Genomic DNA, 16,020 nt, shown 5'->3' with positions numbered 1-16,020 from the left:
AGATCTCCTACCTATAGTGGTGAGCGTGAGCGATGAGGTCTTCACCGCGCTGGCCAGTCCAGTACGGCGCGAAGTGCTCCGGCTGCTGCTCGACGGGCCCAAACCCGTCGGGGAGCTGGCCGGGCACTTCGACATGCGACGGCCGAGCCTGTCAGAACACCTGAAAGTGCTGCGGGACGCCGGTCTCGTGCGCGAACGCAAGGAGGGCAGGCACCGCTTCTACTCGTTGGAGCCGGAACCACTGCACGGGCTGACCGAATGGCTCACCCCGTACGAGCGGTTCTGGCGCGAGAAGCTCGCCAACCTGCGTGACCTGCTGGACGAGGAGGATTTGTGAGCACCATCGAAGTCGACCAGTTCCTGGCGCACCCACCGGCCAAGGTGTGGCGGGCGCTGACCGAGCCGGAGCTGTTCGAGCGCTGGGTGAAGATGCCGAACGACATCCGGCCGGTCGTCGGGCACCGATTCGAGCTGCTCACCGAGCCCGTTCCGGCGGCGAACCATCCCGGCGGCCCGGTGCGGTGCGAGGTCCTGGTCGCCGATCCGGAAAAGACACTGAGCATCCGCTGGGGTCCGGTGTGGACGGTCACCTGGCGCCTCGAACCCGAAGGCAACGGCACCCGGCTGTTCCTGACCCACGCCGGATTCGACCTCGACGATCCCGGCGAGGCGATGGCGTACAAGATCATGGGCGGCGGCTGGCGCAGCGGCGTACCGCGTGCGCTGGAGCAGGTTCTGGACGCGCTCGCCGTCTGACAGGCATACGATCTACGGTTGTGACCGAGGAGAAGCCGCTGCGGGCGGACGCCCGCCGCAACCGCGCGCGGGTGCTCGAAGCCGCCGAAGCCGTCTTCGCCGCGAAAGGCACCTCGGCGCCCACCGAAGAAGTCGCCAAGGCGGCAGGCGTAGGAGTCGGCACGGTCTTCCGGCACTTCCCGACCAAAGAGGCGCTGCTCGAGGCGGTCCTCATCGACCGGCTGCACCGGTTCGCCGAGGAGGCGGAAGCCGCGGCCGAGGCGGACGATCCCGGCGCCACGTTCTACGAGTTCCTCAGCGGCTGGATCGAGATGTCCGCGGCCAAGAACGCCTACAGCGACGCGCTCGCCGCCGCCGGTGTCGAGGCGCCCAAGACCGGTTCGGTCGTCGGCGCCCGGCTCAAGGCCGCGCTCACCGTGGTGCTCAAGCGAGCGCAGGACGCGGGCGCTGTCCGCGAGGACATGGGCGTCGCCGAACTGCTGCCCGTGGTGATCGGCGCGGCCCGCGCGGCCGAGCACATCGGCGACGACCGTGAGCTGCGCGCTCGCACGGTCGCGATCATGTTCTCCGGCCTCAAACCCGGGACGTAGCGGGTGTCATCCCGGCCTGGGATGACACCCGCTACGAACTCGGCAGCTGTTGCCCAGCGACATGTGCCTGATCAGCGAGAACCGATTCCGGTCGAACTCGCCCGCGGCGAACCCGGCTCGCCAGCACGTGATCAAGTTACCGTGAGCGCCGGCCGGGCGAACCCGGACGGCGCTCACACACTTCAGATCAGATCGATCCGATGCGCCTCGACCGGATACCCGGCTTTGGTGAACGTCGCGGCCATCGCGGCGTTCGGCACGTCGGTCGCCGCGATGATCCGGTCCGCGCCCTCGGCCACCAGCAGATGCGTGGCCTCCACCAGCAGGTCGTAGGCGTACCCGTGCCCGCGATGTTCCGGCACCACGCCGATGTATCCGATGACGGGATTGACGTGGTTGCGGCTGGGCAGGCACAGCCCGGCGAGCTCGCCTGCGGGCGTGTAGGCCAGCCGCCACCACTCACGCGGTGACGGCATGCCCAGCATGATGTCCAGGTCTTCCCGCGCGGCCGCTTCGAGCCCGGATTCCGCGATCGTCCGCTGGACATGGGCGTCCAGGCTGCCGTTCGCGATACGCCGGAAGACGTCGAGGAACACCTCGTCGTCCGGCTCCTGCCGGAATTCCAGCCTGCCGGGCCGAGCGGGCAGGCCACAGCCCGGCGTCCACCGATAGAGATAGCGCTCGACGAGCAGTTCGAACCCGGCCGCCGTGGCCGCGGCGATCCTGCTGTTGGCGGCTTCGGCGACCGCCGGGTCGTCACGCCAGCCGGCGGGCAGCTTGATCGAGTATTCGGCCCGTTGGGGAGCGGCCCGCAGCACGGCGACGGCGGCGTCGAAGTCGGTGAAGTCGAACCACGCCAAGGCGAACGGTTCGGCCGACTCGGGATAGGCCCACCAGGCCGCCCGCGCGACGACCTTGTCGTCGCGCAGCGCGATCCACGACCATTCGGGGCGCAGTTCGCCGCGGTCGGTCATGGCCTGCAGCGAGGTTTCCGGGTATGCGCCGAAGCCGACGAGCCCGGGGTCGGGCAGTGAAGCGAAGAGTCCTTCCTCGCCCGCGGCGAGGTGACGGATGACCAGATCGGTCAAGGGAGGTCCTTCCAAGGAAGCGGTGCGCTCCCCGGGTCAGGTCCTCGTCACCCTCGAGGCGAGTGGGAAGCGCATGATCTGCGTTGGCGTGATCACGGGGTCCACCTCCTTCTCGCGTCCGGTTGAGGGCGTGGCGGCACGGTAGCCGGTGCGGCGAGGGGCTCGCAAGGGATTAAAAGGGCCGCCGGCTCCCATGCTGGGGGACAGGGAACCGGCGGCGGCACTGAGGTCTAAAAGGTCTACGAGGTCTACACGCCTTCGACGACCTCGACGTAGTTGACGCCCCAGTAGCAGCTGGAGGTCGGGTAGAGGGTCTTCCAGCCGTCGCTGGAGTCGGTGTAGATGAACACGCTCTCGGGGTTGAGACCGAAGCTGCAGCTCACGCGCACCTTCCACTTCGACACGTACGGCGAGTAGCAGGTGGCGTAGCCCCAGTAGGCGCCCGTGCTTCCGGTGGTGCCGGTCGAGCAGGTCATCTGGTAGCGCGGCGTCACGAAGTCCTGGGTCGCCGACGCCTGTGAAACCGGCCCGGCGACACTCACCCCCGCTGCCACCGCGGCGACGGCCAGCGCCCGCTTGACGATCTTGCCCATATCGCTCCCCTTCGATGGTGGATGTATCACGGGAAGCATCCAGTTGATCTGCCCCAAGGAACACCCACAGGCACCTACACAGTTCGCGCTGTCCGGGTTGGACTGTGGGCCGGCATTTCGACCAGGGGGTATCGGGTGGAGGAACGGTTCGGGCTGGAGCTGCGGCGGCTACGGGAGCGCGCGCGGCTGACCCAGGAGCAGCTGGCGGAGAAGGCGGGATTGAGCAGCAACGCGATCAGCTCGCTCGAGCGGGGTGTGCGCCGCCGGCCGTACCCGCACACGGTGAACGTGCTCGCCACGGCACTAGGCCTCAGCGCCGAGGAAGACCGCGCACTGCGCACGCTGATCCCCCAGCGCGGCGCCCCGCCCGAGCCGCGGATCACCGGGATCGACGGGTGCCAGTGCGAGACGGCGGCGCTGGTGTTGCTGCTTTACCGGGGAATGAGCGCCCGCTAGAGCGCGATGTCGTACAGGATGAAGCCCCGGTTGTCGGCGATCCGGTCGTACAGGCGGCGCGCGGTCGCGTTGGACTCCTTGGTGGACCAGTACACCCGGCCGCAGCCGCGTGCGCCGGCCCGCTCGGTCACCGCCTCGATCAACGCGCGCGCCGCGCCCATGCCACGTGCTTCCGGCGCGGTGAACAGGTCTTGCAGGTAGCAGGAGTCCGGCGAAGTCGTGCTGGGGTGCACCAGGAAGTGCGCGATCCCGATCAGCGAGCCGCCGAGTTTCGCGCCGAGCGCGTGCATGCGGATGTCGGCCTCGAACTCCGTCCACGCGCGGTCGGCCATCTCGGTGGTGAGCTCCCGGCCGTAGAACTCGTTGTACCCGGCGAAAAGCTTCTCCCACTCGGGCCGGTCCGCGGCCACCAGCCTGCCGATCTCGATCATGTCGTCCCTCCGGCCGCCCTGGTCATTCTGGCACCCAACGTACGCAGATATTCGGCGAGCTCGCGTGGTTCGTGGACTTCGAACGCGCAGCCGAGCAGGATGAGCCGGATCGCGAGCCATTCGATGGTGTCGCTGTGGCTGCGCAGCACGCAGGTGCGCTCGTCGACGGTCTCCAGCTCGACGGGGAGGTCACCGAAGCGGGCGGCCACCTCGTCACGCGGGGCGTGGACGGTGGCGACGGCCGCGTAGGTGGGCGCGGACGAGTACATCTTGTCGATGACGAACGTCGCCGCGTCCTCGGCGGGCAGGTCGCGGGTGGTACTGCGGGCGCCGGTCGGGAACGGCTCGATGACCCGGTCGGCGCGGAAGGTGCGCCAGTCGTCGCGGTCGAGGTCGAACGCGACGAGGTACCAGCGCCGTCCGGACGCGACCAGCCGATACGGCTCGGTGTGCCGTTTGGCGTCGCGGTAGCCGAAACGGACGCGCTCGCGGTTGGCGATGGCGCCGGCGAGCAGCGTCAGCACCGAGGGGTCGACCGCGGCGCCCGTGGTGGCGACCGCCATCGTCGCCGTGCCGAGCGCGCCGACCCGGTACCGCAGCCTCGATGGCAGCACCTGCTCGAGCTTCGCCAGCGCGCGGACCGAAGCCTCCTCGATGCCGGCGATGGCCTGCCCGGCGGCGGTCCGCAGGCCGACCGCGATCGCGACGGCTTCCTCGTCGTCGAGCAGCAACGGCGGCATCGCGGTGCCCGCGACGAGCCGATAGCCGCCCTCGGCTCCCATGGACGCCTCGACCGGGTAGCCGAGTTCGCGCAGGCGGTCGATGTCGCGGCGGATGGTCCTGGTGCTCACCTCGAGCCGCTCCGCGAGCTCGCTGCCCGGCCACTCGCGCGGGGTCTGCAGCAGCGACAGCAGGTTCAGCAGCCGGGCGGGAGTGTCGGTCATGGCCGGATAATGCCAGGCGTCTAGGACGTTTCCTGTCCTATATTGGCGAAATGGTCCAGATCGAGGTGCACGACGGCACGGTGTCGTTGTCCGAGGAACTGCTCGCGCTCTATGTCGCGGTGTTCGCGGAGGCCCCGTACCACGACACCCAGGCCGACACCGACGAGTTCGTCGCGGAGTGGCCCGAGCTGACAGCCGAACCGGGCTTCCGGCTGGTGCTCGCCCGCGCGGAGACCGGCGAACTGGCCGGTTTCACGATCGGCCACGTCCTCGAGCCGGGCACGTCGTGGTGGTCCGGCCTGCGCGAACGCGGCTACGGCGTCGCGGAACTCGGTGTGCACCGGGACTGGCGCCGTCACGGCATCGCGCGCAAGCTGCACGACGCCTTGCTCGACGGCCGCCCCGAACGCCAGGTCGTGCTGTGGGCCCGCCCGGCCGCGGAGGTCGCCAGGGCCGTCTACGCGAGCTGGGGCTACCGCCAGGTCGATCTCATCGAGGGACCGAAGCGGACGAATCTCGTGCTGTGCCTCGACCGCAACTAGGACATGACCTGTCCTACTAGGCCTCTAACTTCATCCACATGAACCCTTTCCGCATCGCATTCCCGCAGGCCGACCTCGACGATCTCAACCAGCGCCTCGCCGCGACCCGGTGGCCACGCCAGATCCCCGGTGACGGCTGGAGCCGTGGCGTGCCCGTCGACTACCTCCGCGAGCTCGCCGAGTACTGGCGGACCGGCTACGACTGGCGCTCGCACGAACGCAAGCTCAACGAGTTTCCCCAATACACAACGGAAATCGACGGCTACACCGTCCACTTCATCCACTCGCGCTGCGCGGACCCCGACGCACCCGCCCTGCTGCTCACCCACAGCTGGCCGGGTTCGATCGCCGAGTTCACCCGGATACTCGGCCCGCTCGGCGAGCACTTCCACCTCGTCGCGCCGTCCTTGCCAGGCTTCGGTTTCTCCGAGGCGCCCCGCGAGACCGGCTGGTCGCTCGAACGCGTCGCCCGGATGTGGGCGGACCTCATGACCGAACTCGGCTACGACCGTTTCGGCGCACACGGCAACGACGCGGGCGCACTCATCTCGCCGACGCTCGCGCGGCTCTGCCCGGAGCGCGTGACCGGCGTGCACCTCACCGGCGGCCTCGGCTTCCCGTCGGACTTCAGCGAGCTGACCGAGGCCGAGCAGGCGGGGTTCGCCGGGATGGGCGAGCTGATGGAGAGCGGCGCGTTCCTGCACACGGAGATCCTCGGCAAGCTCCCGCAGACCTTCTCGTACGGGCTCACCGACTCACCGGTCGCACAGCTCGCGTGGATCGTCGAGAAGTTCAAGCACTGGACCGACGCGGCCGCCGACCGGCCCGAGGACGCCGTCGACCGCGACCAGCTGCTCACCAACGTCACGCTGTACTGGCTCACCGGCACGGCAGCGACGTCGAGCTGGATGTACTACGAGGGCCTGGCGGGCTGGGCGCCTTCGCAGTCGCTGGTGCCGAGCGCGAACCTGGTCTTCCCCAACGACCCTTCGCTGCGCCGCCTCGCCGAACGCGACAACAAGATCGCCCGCTGGACCGAAGCCGGTGCCGGGGGCCACTTCGCGGCGATGGAGGTGCCTGACCTGCTGGTGGACGACATCGTCGCGTTCTTCAGGCCCGCGTAGCGCCGCCGGAGTGACGATCTAAAGTAGAGGCATGAGCGGACGCTTAGTATGTATCGGCGACTCCTTCACCGAGGGCGTCGGAGACGAGGACCCCCGCTACCCGAACGGGGTGCGCGGCTGGGCCGATCGCGTGGCGGAGGAACTCGCGGTGCACACGCCGGGCTTCCTCTACGCGAACCTCGCGGTCCGCGGGAAGCTGGCGGGCCAGATCCTCGCCGAGCAGTTGGAGCCCGCTCTCGATCTGCGTCCCGACCTGGTCACCTTCTACGCGGGTGGCAATGACCTGATGCGGCCGAAGGTCGACATCGACGGGCTGCTCGAGGACTACGACAAGGGTGTCGCGCGGCTGGTCGAGTCCGGCGCGAAGGTGGTGCTGTTCACCGGCGTCGACGGGGTCGAGGACGCGTTGTTCCGCAAGATGCGGGGCCGGGTCGCGATCTACAACGAGCATGTCCGGCTGATGGCCGCGCGTCATGGCGCGACGCTGGTGGACATGTGGGCGATGCGGCCCCTGCGTGACCGGCGGCTGTGGTCGGCCGACCGGCTGCACCTCAACGATCTCGGCCACACCGAGGTCGCCGTCGCGGTACTCGACGCGCTCGGCGCGCCGCACTCGCTCAAGCCGGCCGACCTCGGGCCGCGCGAGACCGTCGACCCGCGTACGCGGCGCCGGGAGAACGTCGCTTGGGCGAAGGCGTACGCGCTTCCGTGGGTCCAGCGGCGGCTGCGTGGGGAGTCCTCCGGCGACACGGTCACCGCGAAGCGGCCCGCGCTCGCGCCGGTCGAGTAGCCGGGACCGCTCCCGGAGCCGGGCTCCTACGCTGCGCGGGTGACAGACAGGCAGGGTGTCTATCCGTTCTGCGGGCCGTGCACCGACGGGACGATCGCGTCGCGCGCGCCGGACACGCAGACCGTGAACGGGATCGGCACGTGCCTCTACGGTGCGGCCGATCGCTGCCCGAGGTGTGGCTCGGTCGTGAAACGGCTGTACTTCTGCCTGCTCTGGATTCCGATCTGGCCGATGCGCAGCTACCGGATCATCTGGGTGGGCGGTTCCCGCTACGTCGGGCGCGAGGTGCCGGACGGGCGCAACCCGTACGGCTTCGACAAGAAGACCGCCGCGCTCGTGGCGCAGGCGGAAGCGGCGGTCGCGGAGGCGCAGGAGACCTGGCCGGAGCCGCCGCCGTCCCGGCTGGACGAGCACCCCGAACTGCGCCGCGGGCACTTTCGGAAGGCCGAGCGGTATTGGAGCGCGGACCGTCCCGATCTCGCGCTGCCCGTCTACGAGGAAGTGCTCGCCGCGCACGAGCTGGTGCTGCCCGCCGATGACGTCGCCACGCTGTGGCTGCGCCAGCGGGTGGGCGAGGCCTATCTCGCGGTCGGCCGCCCGGTGGCGGCGCTAGCGTTGCTGCGGCAGACGCAGGCGCATCTCAAGCGGGTGCTCGGACCTGGCCATCCGGATACCCGCCGCGCGAGCGAGGACGTGCTCAACGCGCGGATGCAGCTGGGCAAGATCGGCTTGGCGAAGGAGGAGGCGGAGGCGCTCGAGGAGGCGCTGGCCGAGCTGGTGTCCACGGTGGGGCCTGATCATCCGATGGCGCTGCGCACGGCTTGCGCGCTGGCGGACGCGCTCCGAGCCTCCGGAACGGTGATCGCGCTCGAGCTGTTGGAGGAGACACTTGAGTTCTCGGAAGCCGCGCTCGGGGCGGAGCACCCGGACACCGTTCAGGTCAGGCTTGAGCTGCTGGACGCGTGCGAGGAGGCCGACCGAGACGGCACCCCAGATGAACGACGGACCGCGGCTCTGATCAGGCGAAAGCTGGGGTCGTGAGTGGTATGGCCGGTTAGAACCGGTCATACCACTCACGACCTTCTAGATCGTGAGTGCGCGGATCGCGACCGGGCCTCGGGTCGGGTCGAGGATCTCGGCCTGGGTGGTTCCCGGCGGGGTGAGGATGTCCATCGCCTTCGGGGCGGTGGACGGATCGATCGCGCAGATCGGTACGGCACCGCCCGCCGCGCACAGGCCGAACGAGTAGGCGCCTGCCGTCGGCGTGAAGCCGCGTGCCTGGTCGGGGCTGTTGCCCTCCTGGCCGGTCAGCACCACCGCGAACTTCCAGCCGGGGCCGGGGGTGCCGAACGCCGCTTTCGGGACGCTGATCGAGATGTAGCGCGAACCCTGACTGGCCTGCACGGACGCGGTGCCGGGCCGGGCACCGGACGCGTCGGTGAAGACCGGGTCGGCGAAGCCCTGCACCTCGATCATCGAACTCCACGCGTCCTGCGCGGCGATGCCGTACCGGCGGCTCGCGAACGGCGCGGCCGTCGACGTGCGCGCCGCGGCCGGGTCCCGCGCGTACACCGTGAGCAGCTGCGCGCCGAACGAGGAGCCGAAGGTCGGGCTCAGGTCACGCAGCTGGGTGCGCAGCACCAGCGTCGCACCGGAGTCGATCACCTGGAACCGCTGGATGTCGAACGCGCCATCGTGGAAGTCACCCGCGGTCGGGTAGGTGAAGGTGCCTGGCCCGTTGTCGTCGTGGTCGGGATCGGTGACGTCGAGCAGCACGGTGCCGGTGACGAAGTCCGAGGTCACCACCCGCTGCGCGTACCCGGTGTCGCGGCCCTTGGACGCCGTCGCGGTCACGACGGTCGCGCCGAGCGGTGTCGGCACGACGGCGCTGAACGCACCCGCCGCGTCCGCCTGGGTGCTCACGACGGTGGTCGCACCGCCCGCGTCGGTCGCGGTCGCCGCGACCTCGACCGCGCTGCCCGCCGGCGCGGACCCGGTGACCGTGGTCGTCGGCGTCGAGACGTTCGCGGGCGCCGTGACAGTGACCGCGAGCGTGCCGGGCGCACGGGTGTAGCGGGCGCGGACCTCTGCGGGCTGCTCGACCGGGCGACCTTCGTCGAGCCCGCGGGCGAGCCGGGCGTACTGCGACTGGGCCCAGCTCAGCGGCGAGGCCGAGCCGACGGACTCGCCCGGCTTGAAGCCGATCGACGCGGTCGCCGGATCGGTGCCGAACGGCGACGCGGGCACCGCCGGGTTCTCCCAGATCTGCTCGGGCACCAGCCCGGTGCCGCTCGTCTGGTCGCGCATCGCCTTGAGCAGGCTCGCGGCGCCGCGCCGGTCTCCGGTCTGCAGCTGCTGCTCTCCACGCTCGCCCGCGAGCACCGGCCAGAGGTGCCCGGAGCCGACATTGCCGCTGGGCCAAGGCTTTCCGCTCGGCGCGCAGGCCGTCGGGTCCGGCTCATAGCAGTCGCCGTAACCGTCTTCGCTGCCCGGCGTCGCGGTGCCGTAGCGGTACCAGCCGGGCCCGGCGGGGGTGTCGCGTTTGATCACCTGGTCGACGACGGCGAGCGAGCGCTGGACGTCGGGGTCGTCGGCGGGCAGCACGCCGAGCCTGGTCAGTTCGAGGAACCCGGCGTCGATGATCGCGCGCTGGTCGGCGTTGACCGAGCCGTTGCCGAGGTTGTACTCGACGGCCGAGTTCGGGTCGCCGTTCTTGGTCAGCCTGAGGAAATAGCGGCCGTCGGCGTACGGGCCGGTCGAGGTGACGGTCCAGCCCTTGATGGACCGCTGGAAGTGGTCGGCCGTGGCCCGGTAGACGCGGGCGCGGGCGGGATCGCCGTTGCGGTCGGCGATCGTGCCCGCCGCGACGAGCCCGGCGATCTCGGCCGCGATGGTCGATGGCGAGTACCCGCCCTGCTCCTCCCATCGCTCCGAGCCGAACGACGGCCCGTGCGCGACGACGAAGTCCGCCGCGCCGCGGATGTGCTTGTCGTACAACGACTTGTCGCGGTCGAGCCCGGCCTGCAGCGCCATCAGGATCGGGTAGGCGCTCTCGTCGAGCTGGTCACCGCCGGAGTCCGGGGCTTTCTTGCCGTTGAGCATCGAGTTGCGCGGGAACCGGCCGTCCGGCTGCTGCTGCTTGCTGAACAGCCAGTTCACCGTGGCGCGCGCGGTGTCGAGATCACCGGCGGCGAGCAGCCCTGAGAAGCTTTCGTAGAGGTCACGCGCGAAGATCTCGCGGTAGGACCCGAAGTACACCGGCTTGCCGCCCGGCGCGTCGCCCGCGCTGACCGCCTGACCCCACGGGCTGCCCAGCGACGCGACGACCGCGCCGGGGAAAGTCTTGTCCTCACTGGCTTTCAGGACGTTGACCGCGTGGTAGTAGGCCTCGCGGTCGCTGCCGTGCACCGGCTTGAGCCTGGCGTCGTAGGCACGCCAGCCGTCGGCGTAGCGGCGCTGCAGCTCGTGGAACGGGGTGCGGACACTGTCGCCAGCGACCGCCACCGCGGCGGCCGCGGTACGCCCGAAACCGAGCGACAGCGTCACCGGGCGGTGTGGTTCGACGTCGAGCTGCGCGGTCTGCACGACGTTGCCGTGCGACACCGACGGCGTGGTGTCGGTGAGTTTGCGCGCGGTGTCGAGCTGGGCGAGCCCATCGGACGGGGTCCCGGCGAAACCGCTGCTGGTGGCCAGGAAGCGACGGTCGGCACTGAGCGCGCCCGCCAGCGGGACGCCGTAGTCACGCTCGGGCGCGCTGCTTTCGGTGACCGGGTCACTGCTGACCAGCGCGGTGGTCTCGGCGTCGACGGACGCGTCGTCCGCGCCGCCGTTGGCCTGCCCGCCACCGCCGTTGCCGTTGATGCTGGCGTCGTAGCGGACGTAGAGCTTGAGGTCACCGGCGCCGCGCAGCGGGTCGAGCCGGGTGCGCAGGACGACGCTGTCCCGCGCGGGGTCGGTCAGGTATTCGGTGACCAGCCGGTAGCGCCCGTCGCGGGCGGTGCTGGTGATCTCGCAGGCCATGCCGCCCGCGGTGGTGCGCACGGTGTAGGTGGTGTCGCGGCTCTGCAGGTCGGTGAAGGTGCGCCCGTCGGTGACGATGAACTGCAGCGACTCGACGTTGGTGTTGTCGATCGCGGGCGCGTAGACGTCGGACAGCACGCCGCCGGCGACGGTGAACCAGACCTTGCTGGCGGTGGTGCGTGCGGTGCCGAGGCAGTCCTTGCGGGCGAGCCCGAAGTGCGAGGTCGCGCCAGGCCCGGACGGCGGGTCGGCGTAGGCGGGCGGCGTGACGGACGCCAGCAGGATGAGCAGGGCGGCCGGTACGACTCTGGACCGATTCATGGCGAGCATCCGACCATGGCGGCAGGCAGGGGACAACGGCCGAATGGGCGCAAGGGGTCGTGAGTGTTCCCGACGGTTAGAGCCAGTCTTTGAACCTGTCTAGGTGGTCTTGGCCCGCTTTTCGCGGGTCAGGCGCCTGGTCATCATAGTGATCATGGAGAGGTTGATGAATGCCGCGGAGTGGTCGGTGAGGCGTTCGTAGTCTCGGACGTTGCGTCTGGCTTGGGTGATCCAGGAGAAGGTGCGTTCGACGACCCAGCGTCGGGGCAGGATGACGAAGGTTTTCTGTCCGACGATTTTCTTGACGATGTCGAGGGTGATCCGCAGGGTTTTCTGCGCCCAGTCGACGAGGTCGGCGCTGGTGTAGCCGCCGTCGGCCCAGATCCAGCTCACACCGCGTTGGACGGCGTGCAGGGCGGGTAGCAGCAGCCGGGCGGCGGCGCGGTCTTGCAGGTTCGCGGCGGTGACCAGCACGACCAGCAGTAGGCCTTGGGTGTCGGTGGCGATGTGGCGTTTGCGGCCGTCGATCTTCTTCCCGCCGTCGTAACCCCGGCTGGGCCGTCCGACGGTCTCGGCGGCCTTGACCGATTGGGAGTCGATCACCGCCGCGGACGGCGCCGGGTTCCTTTTCGCGCGCAGCCGGATCTTCTCGCGTAGCCGGTCGCGGATCTTCTCGAACACCCCGGTTCTGGACCAGCGGGTGAAGAATCCGTGCACGGTCTGCCAGGGCGGGAAGTCTGTCGGCAGGGCACGCCATTTGATGCCGTTGTCGGTGACATATCGCAACGCGTCGACGATCGCGCGGCGGTGATGTTTCTCCGGGCGGCCACCCGCCGCGGTCTCACACGCCGGGCGCGGCAGCAACGGCGCCAGCAGCGCCCACTCCGCGTCCGTGGTGTCCGAGGGGTAACGACGCCTACGGCGGCCCACTGACGTGGGCCGATCGATGATCGAGTACAAAGGGAGACCGGGCCTCTGCTGGGAATGATCGCGATGTGGTGTCAAGATCACTAGCAGAGGCCCGACCCATACCCACGACCGGGATCACAGACAGGCTCTTAGAACCGTCACGACCCCTTTAGCCGGCGAGCTTGAAGACGAGGTCGGTCTCCCACTTGTTCCAGTCGGGCTGCTCGGCGGGGTGGGTCTTGTAGACCTCGAGGCGGGCCGCCCAGACCTCGACGCCGTCGCGCTCGGTGAGATCCCAGCGCAGGTCCTGCTCGGCGGCCTGCGCGAGAAGCTTGCCCGTGGCGTCGGCCAGCTTGTCCGGGTGACCGTGATGGGTGTGGACCACGTAGCGCCCGGACGGCAGCACGCCCGCGAAGATCTCGCCCTCACCCTCGACCGCCGAGGCGACCGGGACGCCGGCCTCTACCTCGAGCCGATCCGGCATTTCCAGCGAGTTGTACTTGAAGAACGGCGCCGACGCCGGTGCGATCCCGCGCCCGGCCAGCCAGCCGATCACCACGGGAAGCTTGTCCGCGATCTCGGGGAAGTCGGTCATCGAGATCGTCCGCTTGATCGCCACGTAGTGCTGCTCAGGCCGGTCTTCGATCCGCATGTTCAGTTCCTCCATACCGCTGTTCTACGACCTCGCACTGTGTCAGGGTCAACGTCGAATACTGGCCCGGAGAAATCTTCGGGCGGTGTGTCGAAAGCTCTGGGGGCTGTTCGACGCGTAGGCAGAGAGCAGGCGGGAAGACCCGCTCCGTACGTCGAGGAGAAGCCATGCGTTACATGTTCCTGGTCAAGGGCGACGAGAACACCGAGGCAGGCACCATGCCGGGCCCCGAGGTGTTCGAGGCGATGAACAAGTACAACGAGGAGCTCATCAACGCGGGCGTCATGCTCGCCGCCGAAGGCCTGGCACCCAGCTCGCACGGCCTCAAGGTCCGCTACGACGGCAACGGCAAGACCACCGTGACCGACGGCCCGTTCACCGAGACCAAGGAGCTGCTCGCCGGGTTCTGGCTGCTGCAGGTCAAGTCGCGCGAGGAGGCCATCGAGTGGGCGCAGCGCGCGCCGTTCGGTGAAGGCTTCGAACTGGAGGTCCGCCGGGTGTTCAGCGTCGACGACCTGCCGGAGGGCGCGGTGCCGCAGGAGGTCGTCGAGAAGGAGGCCCAGTGGCGCGCGGAGCACGAGAAGCCGGTCGGTTCCTGAGCGAGCCGGTGGAAAGACCGGTTGCCGTCGCGGCCTGATCGGTGATCTGATGGCTCGCCGTGACGGCAACCGATACCCACCGCGCGATCGACGCGGTGTGGCGCATCGAATCGGCCAGGCTCATCGCCGGTCTCGCCCGCCTGGTCCGCGATGTGGGCCTTGCCGAGGAACTCGCGCAGGACGCGCTGGTCGCGGCACTCGAGCAATGGCCTGAGTCGGGCGTCCCGCGTAATCCGGGCGCCTGGCTCATGACCATCGCGAAGCGGCGCGCGATCGACCAGATCCGCCGCAACGAGAACCTGCGCCGCAAGTACGCGCTGCTCGCCAACGAGCTCGAGGACGAACCGGAACCCGAGCTCACCGCGACGATCAGCGATGACCTGCTGCGACTGGTCTTCGTCTCGTGTCACCCGGTGCTGTCGAAGGAAGCACGGGTCGCGCTCACGTTGAAGCTGCTGTGCGGGCTGAGCACGCCGGAGATCGCCCGCGCGTTCCTCGCGTCGGAGTCGACCGTGGCGCAGCGCATCGTCCGCGCGAAGAAGACGCTCGCCGACGCGGGCGTGCCGTTCGAAGTACCCGAGGGCGCCGAGCTCGCGCCCCGGCTCTCGTCGGTGCTCGAAGTCGTCTACCTGGTGTTCAACGAGGGTTACTCCGCGACCGCGGGTGACGACTGGATGCGGCCCGCGCTCTGCGAGGACGCGCTGCGCCTCGGCCGGATCCTCGCCGGCCTGGCGCCGAAGGAACCCGAGGTGCACGGCCTGATCGCACTGCTGGAGATCCAGGCGTCACGGGCCCGCGCCCGCACCGGCGCCGACGGCGAGCCGGTGCTGCTGCTCGACCAGGACCGCGCCCGCTGGGACTACTTGCTCATCGGCCGTGGTCTCCAGGCACTCGAACGTGCCGTCGCGCTGGGCGGCGAAGGCCCGTACGTGCTGCAAGCCTCGATCGCCGCGTGCCACGCGCAGGCCCGCCGCGCCAAGGACACTGACTGGGAACGCATCGCCGCGCTCTACGACAAGCTCGCCGAAGCGGTGCCGTCGCCGGTCGTCGAGCTCAACCGCGCGGTCGCGCTGGCGATGGCGTACGGCCCCGCGGTCGGCCTCGAACTCGCCGACCAGCTCGTCGACGACCCGTCGCTGAAGAACTACCACCTGCTGCCGAGCGTGCGCGGCGACCTGCTGGCGAAGCTCGGCCGGTTCGCCGACGCCCGGTCCGAGTTCGACCGGGCCGCCGCGATGACGAAGAACGAACGCGAGCGCGCGCTGCTCACCGCGCGCGCCGCGTCCTGCGCTCAGGGCGTCATGGATTGGTGAGCACCGCGTGCAGTTGCTCGGTGAACTCGCCGGAGTGGCCGCCGAACCCGGCGTGGTCGCCGGCGAACACGACCGGCTCGACGCCGAGCTGCTCGGCGAGCGCGACGGCGGCCCGGTAGGCGAGCTGTCCCTTGGCCGTCTCGCCGATCCCGATCACCAGTGGCTGCCCGGCGAGCTTGGCGGTGTCCACGGTGTGGCGCCCGATCGGCAGCCACATGTGGCCGAGGAAGAAGTCCATGTTGCGCCCCAACGCGGCCTGGGCTTCTGGACTGGGTTCGCCGGGCGGTGGCGCGGTGTTCTCCAGCCCGGCGCTGGCGACGAACTTGCCCATCGCGGCCATCACGCCTTCGGCTCGGTAGGTGTCATAGACCTCCTGCGTGAACGCCGGGTCGTGCTCGGGCAGCAGGTAGGTCGCGGGAGGCTCGTGCGCGAACACCTTGCGCACCTGCCCGGGATACCGGGCGGCGAGTTCGAGGCCGACCAGCCCGCCACCGCTGCTCCCGAACACATACGCGGGCTCGTCGCCCAGCGCGGCCAGCAGCAGGTGCGCGTCCTCGGCGAACTCGCCGATGCCGGTGTCCTGTGGCTCGTCGTCGAACGTGCTGCGCGAAAGGCCTCGCGGGTCGTAGGTGACCACGGTGTAGTGCGCGGCGAGCAGGTCTTTGACGCTGTCGAACGCGCCCGCGTCGGCGGGTCCGCCGGGGATGCAGAGCAGGACCGGCCCCGTGCCGCTGACGTCGTAATGCAGCGTGGCGCCGGGGACCTTGAGTGTTTCAGTCATCGGATCTCCTGTGAGGTTCGGTTACCTGTCCGACGAATGGCGACTCCGGTTTTGGACAGCGTGCCACGGAGCCGGTGGACGGCGGGGGTGCCCTAGGATCCGACGGAACCT

The 16,020-nt window shown here is 69.7% G+C and carries 18 protein-coding genes; 10 read left to right on the top strand and 8 right to left on the bottom strand.

The features are described 5' to 3' along the window. Positions 1 to 19 precede the first annotated feature (19 nt). The 3 genes from ACFV15_RS06910 to ACFV15_RS06900 are packed head-to-tail and all read left to right on the top strand — an operon-like array spanning position 20 to position 1,346. On the top strand, positions 20 to 337 hold the full coding sequence (locus ACFV15_RS06910; RefSeq protein WP_378349207.1) for an ArsR/SmtB family transcription factor: 318 nt from the start codon (positions 20 to 22) through the stop codon (positions 335 to 337). After that, entirely contained in the window at positions 334 to 756 is a 423-nt protein-coding gene (locus ACFV15_RS06905; protein ID WP_378349206.1) for an SRPBCC domain-containing protein, read from the top strand. The genes ACFV15_RS06910 and ACFV15_RS06905 overlap by 4 nt, the downstream gene beginning before the upstream one ends. 20 nt (positions 757 to 776) lie before the next feature. Continuing rightward, a complete protein-coding gene (locus ACFV15_RS06900) occupies positions 777 to 1,346 on the top strand; it encodes a TetR/AcrR family transcriptional regulator (RefSeq protein WP_378349205.1) in 570 nt (189 codons plus the stop codon). A gap of 182 nt (positions 1,347 to 1,528) precedes the next feature. Here the strand turns inward: ACFV15_RS06900 and ACFV15_RS06895 are convergent, their stop codons facing one another. Both ACFV15_RS06895 and ACFV15_RS06890 read right to left on the bottom strand, forming a co-directional pair. Further along, the gene (locus ACFV15_RS06895) at positions 1,529 to 2,434 is read right to left on the bottom strand and encodes a GNAT family N-acetyltransferase (RefSeq protein WP_378349204.1); all 906 of its coding nucleotides are present in this window, start codon (positions 2,432 to 2,434) and stop codon (positions 1,529 to 1,531) included. Positions 2,435 to 2,682: 248 nt separating this feature from the next. Next, the gene (locus ACFV15_RS06890; protein ID WP_378349203.1) at positions 2,683 to 3,027 is read right to left on the bottom strand and encodes a hypothetical protein; all 345 of its coding nucleotides are present in this window, start codon (positions 3,025 to 3,027) and stop codon (positions 2,683 to 2,685) included. Positions 3,028 to 3,162: 135 nt separating this feature from the next. Here ACFV15_RS06890 and ACFV15_RS06885 point away from each other — a divergent pair, with 135 nt between their 5' ends. Beyond that, positions 3,163 to 3,483 carry a helix-turn-helix domain-containing protein gene (locus ACFV15_RS06885; RefSeq protein ID WP_378349202.1) on the top strand — a complete coding sequence of 107 codons (321 nt, stop codon included), beginning with the start codon at positions 3,163 to 3,165 and terminating at the stop codon, positions 3,481 to 3,483. On the opposite strand, the gene ACFV15_RS06880 is transcribed toward ACFV15_RS06885, so the two are convergent. Beyond that, positions 3,480 to 3,914: a GNAT family N-acetyltransferase gene (locus tag ACFV15_RS06880; RefSeq protein ID WP_378349201.1), complete on the bottom strand. Its 435-nt coding sequence runs from the start codon at positions 3,912 to 3,914 to the stop codon at positions 3,480 to 3,482. The two genes, ACFV15_RS06885 and ACFV15_RS06880, sit on opposite strands and share 4 nt — an antisense overlap. Further along, a complete protein-coding gene (locus ACFV15_RS06875) occupies positions 3,911 to 4,858 on the bottom strand; it encodes a helix-turn-helix transcriptional regulator (RefSeq protein WP_378349200.1) in 948 nt (315 codons plus the stop codon). Before ACFV15_RS06875 ends, ACFV15_RS06880 begins: the two co-directional genes overlap by 4 nt. Before the next feature lie 50 nt (positions 4,859 to 4,908). Between ACFV15_RS06875 and ACFV15_RS06870 the strand changes: the two genes are divergently transcribed. The 4 genes from ACFV15_RS06870 to ACFV15_RS06855 are packed head-to-tail and all read left to right on the top strand — an operon-like array spanning position 4,909 to position 8,355. Beyond that, on the top strand, positions 4,909 to 5,400 hold the full coding sequence (locus tag ACFV15_RS06870; RefSeq protein WP_378349199.1) for a GNAT family N-acetyltransferase: 492 nt from the start codon (positions 4,909 to 4,911) through the stop codon (positions 5,398 to 5,400). A 38-nt stretch (positions 5,401 to 5,438) separates the two neighbouring features. Then, positions 5,439 to 6,524, top strand: coding sequence for an epoxide hydrolase family protein (locus ACFV15_RS06865; RefSeq protein ID WP_378349198.1), 1,086 nt, complete (start codon positions 5,439 to 5,441; stop codon positions 6,522 to 6,524). Positions 6,525 to 6,555: 31 nt separating this feature from the next. Then, positions 6,556 to 7,314 carry an SGNH/GDSL hydrolase family protein gene (locus ACFV15_RS06860; protein WP_378349197.1) on the top strand — a complete coding sequence of 253 codons (759 nt, stop codon included), beginning with the start codon at positions 6,556 to 6,558 and terminating at the stop codon, positions 7,312 to 7,314. Between the two features lie 39 nt (positions 7,315 to 7,353). After that, entirely contained in the window at positions 7,354 to 8,355 is a 1,002-nt protein-coding gene (locus tag ACFV15_RS06855; RefSeq protein WP_378349196.1) for a tetratricopeptide repeat protein, read from the top strand. A 42-nt stretch (positions 8,356 to 8,397) separates the two neighbouring features. On the opposite strand, the gene ACFV15_RS06850 is transcribed toward ACFV15_RS06855, so the two are convergent. The 3 genes from ACFV15_RS06850 to ACFV15_RS06840 form a co-directional block, all read right to left on the bottom strand. Beyond that, a complete protein-coding gene (locus tag ACFV15_RS06850) occupies positions 8,398 to 11,655 on the bottom strand; it encodes a glucodextranase DOMON-like domain-containing protein (protein WP_378349195.1) in 3,258 nt (1,085 codons plus the stop codon). A 99-nt stretch (positions 11,656 to 11,754) separates the two neighbouring features. Further along, positions 11,755 to 12,585, bottom strand: coding sequence for an IS5 family transposase (locus ACFV15_RS06845; RefSeq protein ID WP_378349194.1), 831 nt, complete (start codon positions 12,583 to 12,585; stop codon positions 11,755 to 11,757). Positions 12,586 to 12,733: 148 nt separating this feature from the next. After that, positions 12,734 to 13,231, bottom strand: a complete 498-nt coding sequence (locus ACFV15_RS06840; protein ID WP_378349193.1) for a GyrI-like domain-containing protein — start codon at positions 13,229 to 13,231, stop codon at positions 12,734 to 12,736. Positions 13,232 to 13,383: 152 nt separating this feature from the next. On the opposite strand from ACFV15_RS06840, the gene ACFV15_RS06835 reads away from it, so the two are divergent. Both ACFV15_RS06835 and ACFV15_RS06830 read left to right on the top strand, forming a co-directional pair. After that, positions 13,384 to 13,815, top strand: coding sequence for a YciI family protein (locus ACFV15_RS06835; protein ID WP_378349191.1), 432 nt, complete (start codon positions 13,384 to 13,386; stop codon positions 13,813 to 13,815). 59 nt (positions 13,816 to 13,874) lie between these two features. Continuing rightward, positions 13,875 to 15,128: an RNA polymerase sigma factor gene (locus ACFV15_RS06830; RefSeq protein WP_378349189.1), complete on the top strand. Its 1,254-nt coding sequence runs from the start codon at positions 13,875 to 13,877 to the stop codon at positions 15,126 to 15,128. On the opposite strand, the gene ACFV15_RS06825 is transcribed toward ACFV15_RS06830, so the two are convergent. Beyond that, the gene (locus tag ACFV15_RS06825) at positions 15,115 to 15,909 is read right to left on the bottom strand and encodes an alpha/beta fold hydrolase (RefSeq protein WP_378349188.1); all 795 of its coding nucleotides are present in this window, start codon (positions 15,907 to 15,909) and stop codon (positions 15,115 to 15,117) included. The genes ACFV15_RS06830 and ACFV15_RS06825 overlap by 14 nt on opposite strands. Between the last annotated feature and the right edge of the window lie 111 nt (positions 15,910 to 16,020).

This window comes from Amycolatopsis sp. NPDC059657, assembly GCF_042734395.1.
Taxonomy (GTDB): domain Bacteria; phylum Actinomycetota; class Actinomycetes; order Mycobacteriales; family Pseudonocardiaceae; genus Amycolatopsis.
Note: the sequence above shows the minus strand (reverse complement) of the source record. Positions and strands in the feature narration are given on the sequence as shown.

Excerpts from the sequence above, each read along its gene's own strand:
- ACFV15_RS06890 (WP_378349203.1), bottom strand. The coding sequence starts at position 3,027 with ATGGGCAAGATCGTCAAGCGGGCGCTGGCCGTCGCCGCGGTGGCAGCG.
- ACFV15_RS06880 (WP_378349201.1), bottom strand. The coding sequence starts at position 3,914 with ATGATCGAGATCGGCAGGCTGGTGGCCGCGGACCGGCCCGAGTGGGAG.
- ACFV15_RS06875 (WP_378349200.1), bottom strand. The coding sequence starts at position 4,858 with ATGACCGACACTCCCGCCCGGCTGCTGAACCTGCTGTCGCTGCTGCAG.
- ACFV15_RS06870 (WP_378349199.1), top strand. The coding sequence starts at position 4,909 with ATGGTCCAGATCGAGGTGCACGACGGCACGGTGTCGTTGTCCGAGGAA.
- ACFV15_RS06865 (WP_378349198.1), top strand. The coding sequence starts at position 5,439 with ATGAACCCTTTCCGCATCGCATTCCCGCAGGCCGACCTCGACGATCTC.
- ACFV15_RS06860 (WP_378349197.1), top strand. The coding sequence starts at position 6,556 with ATGAGCGGACGCTTAGTATGTATCGGCGACTCCTTCACCGAGGGCGTC.
- ACFV15_RS06850 (WP_378349195.1), bottom strand. The coding sequence starts at position 11,655 with ATGAATCGGTCCAGAGTCGTACCGGCCGCCCTGCTCATCCTGCTGGCG.
- ACFV15_RS06840 (WP_378349193.1), bottom strand. The coding sequence starts at position 13,231 with ATGGAGGAACTGAACATGCGGATCGAAGACCGGCCTGAGCAGCACTAC.
- ACFV15_RS06835 (WP_378349191.1), top strand. The coding sequence starts at position 13,384 with ATGCGTTACATGTTCCTGGTCAAGGGCGACGAGAACACCGAGGCAGGC.
- ACFV15_RS06825 (WP_378349188.1), bottom strand. The coding sequence starts at position 15,909 with ATGACTGAAACACTCAAGGTCCCCGGCGCCACGCTGCATTACGACGTC.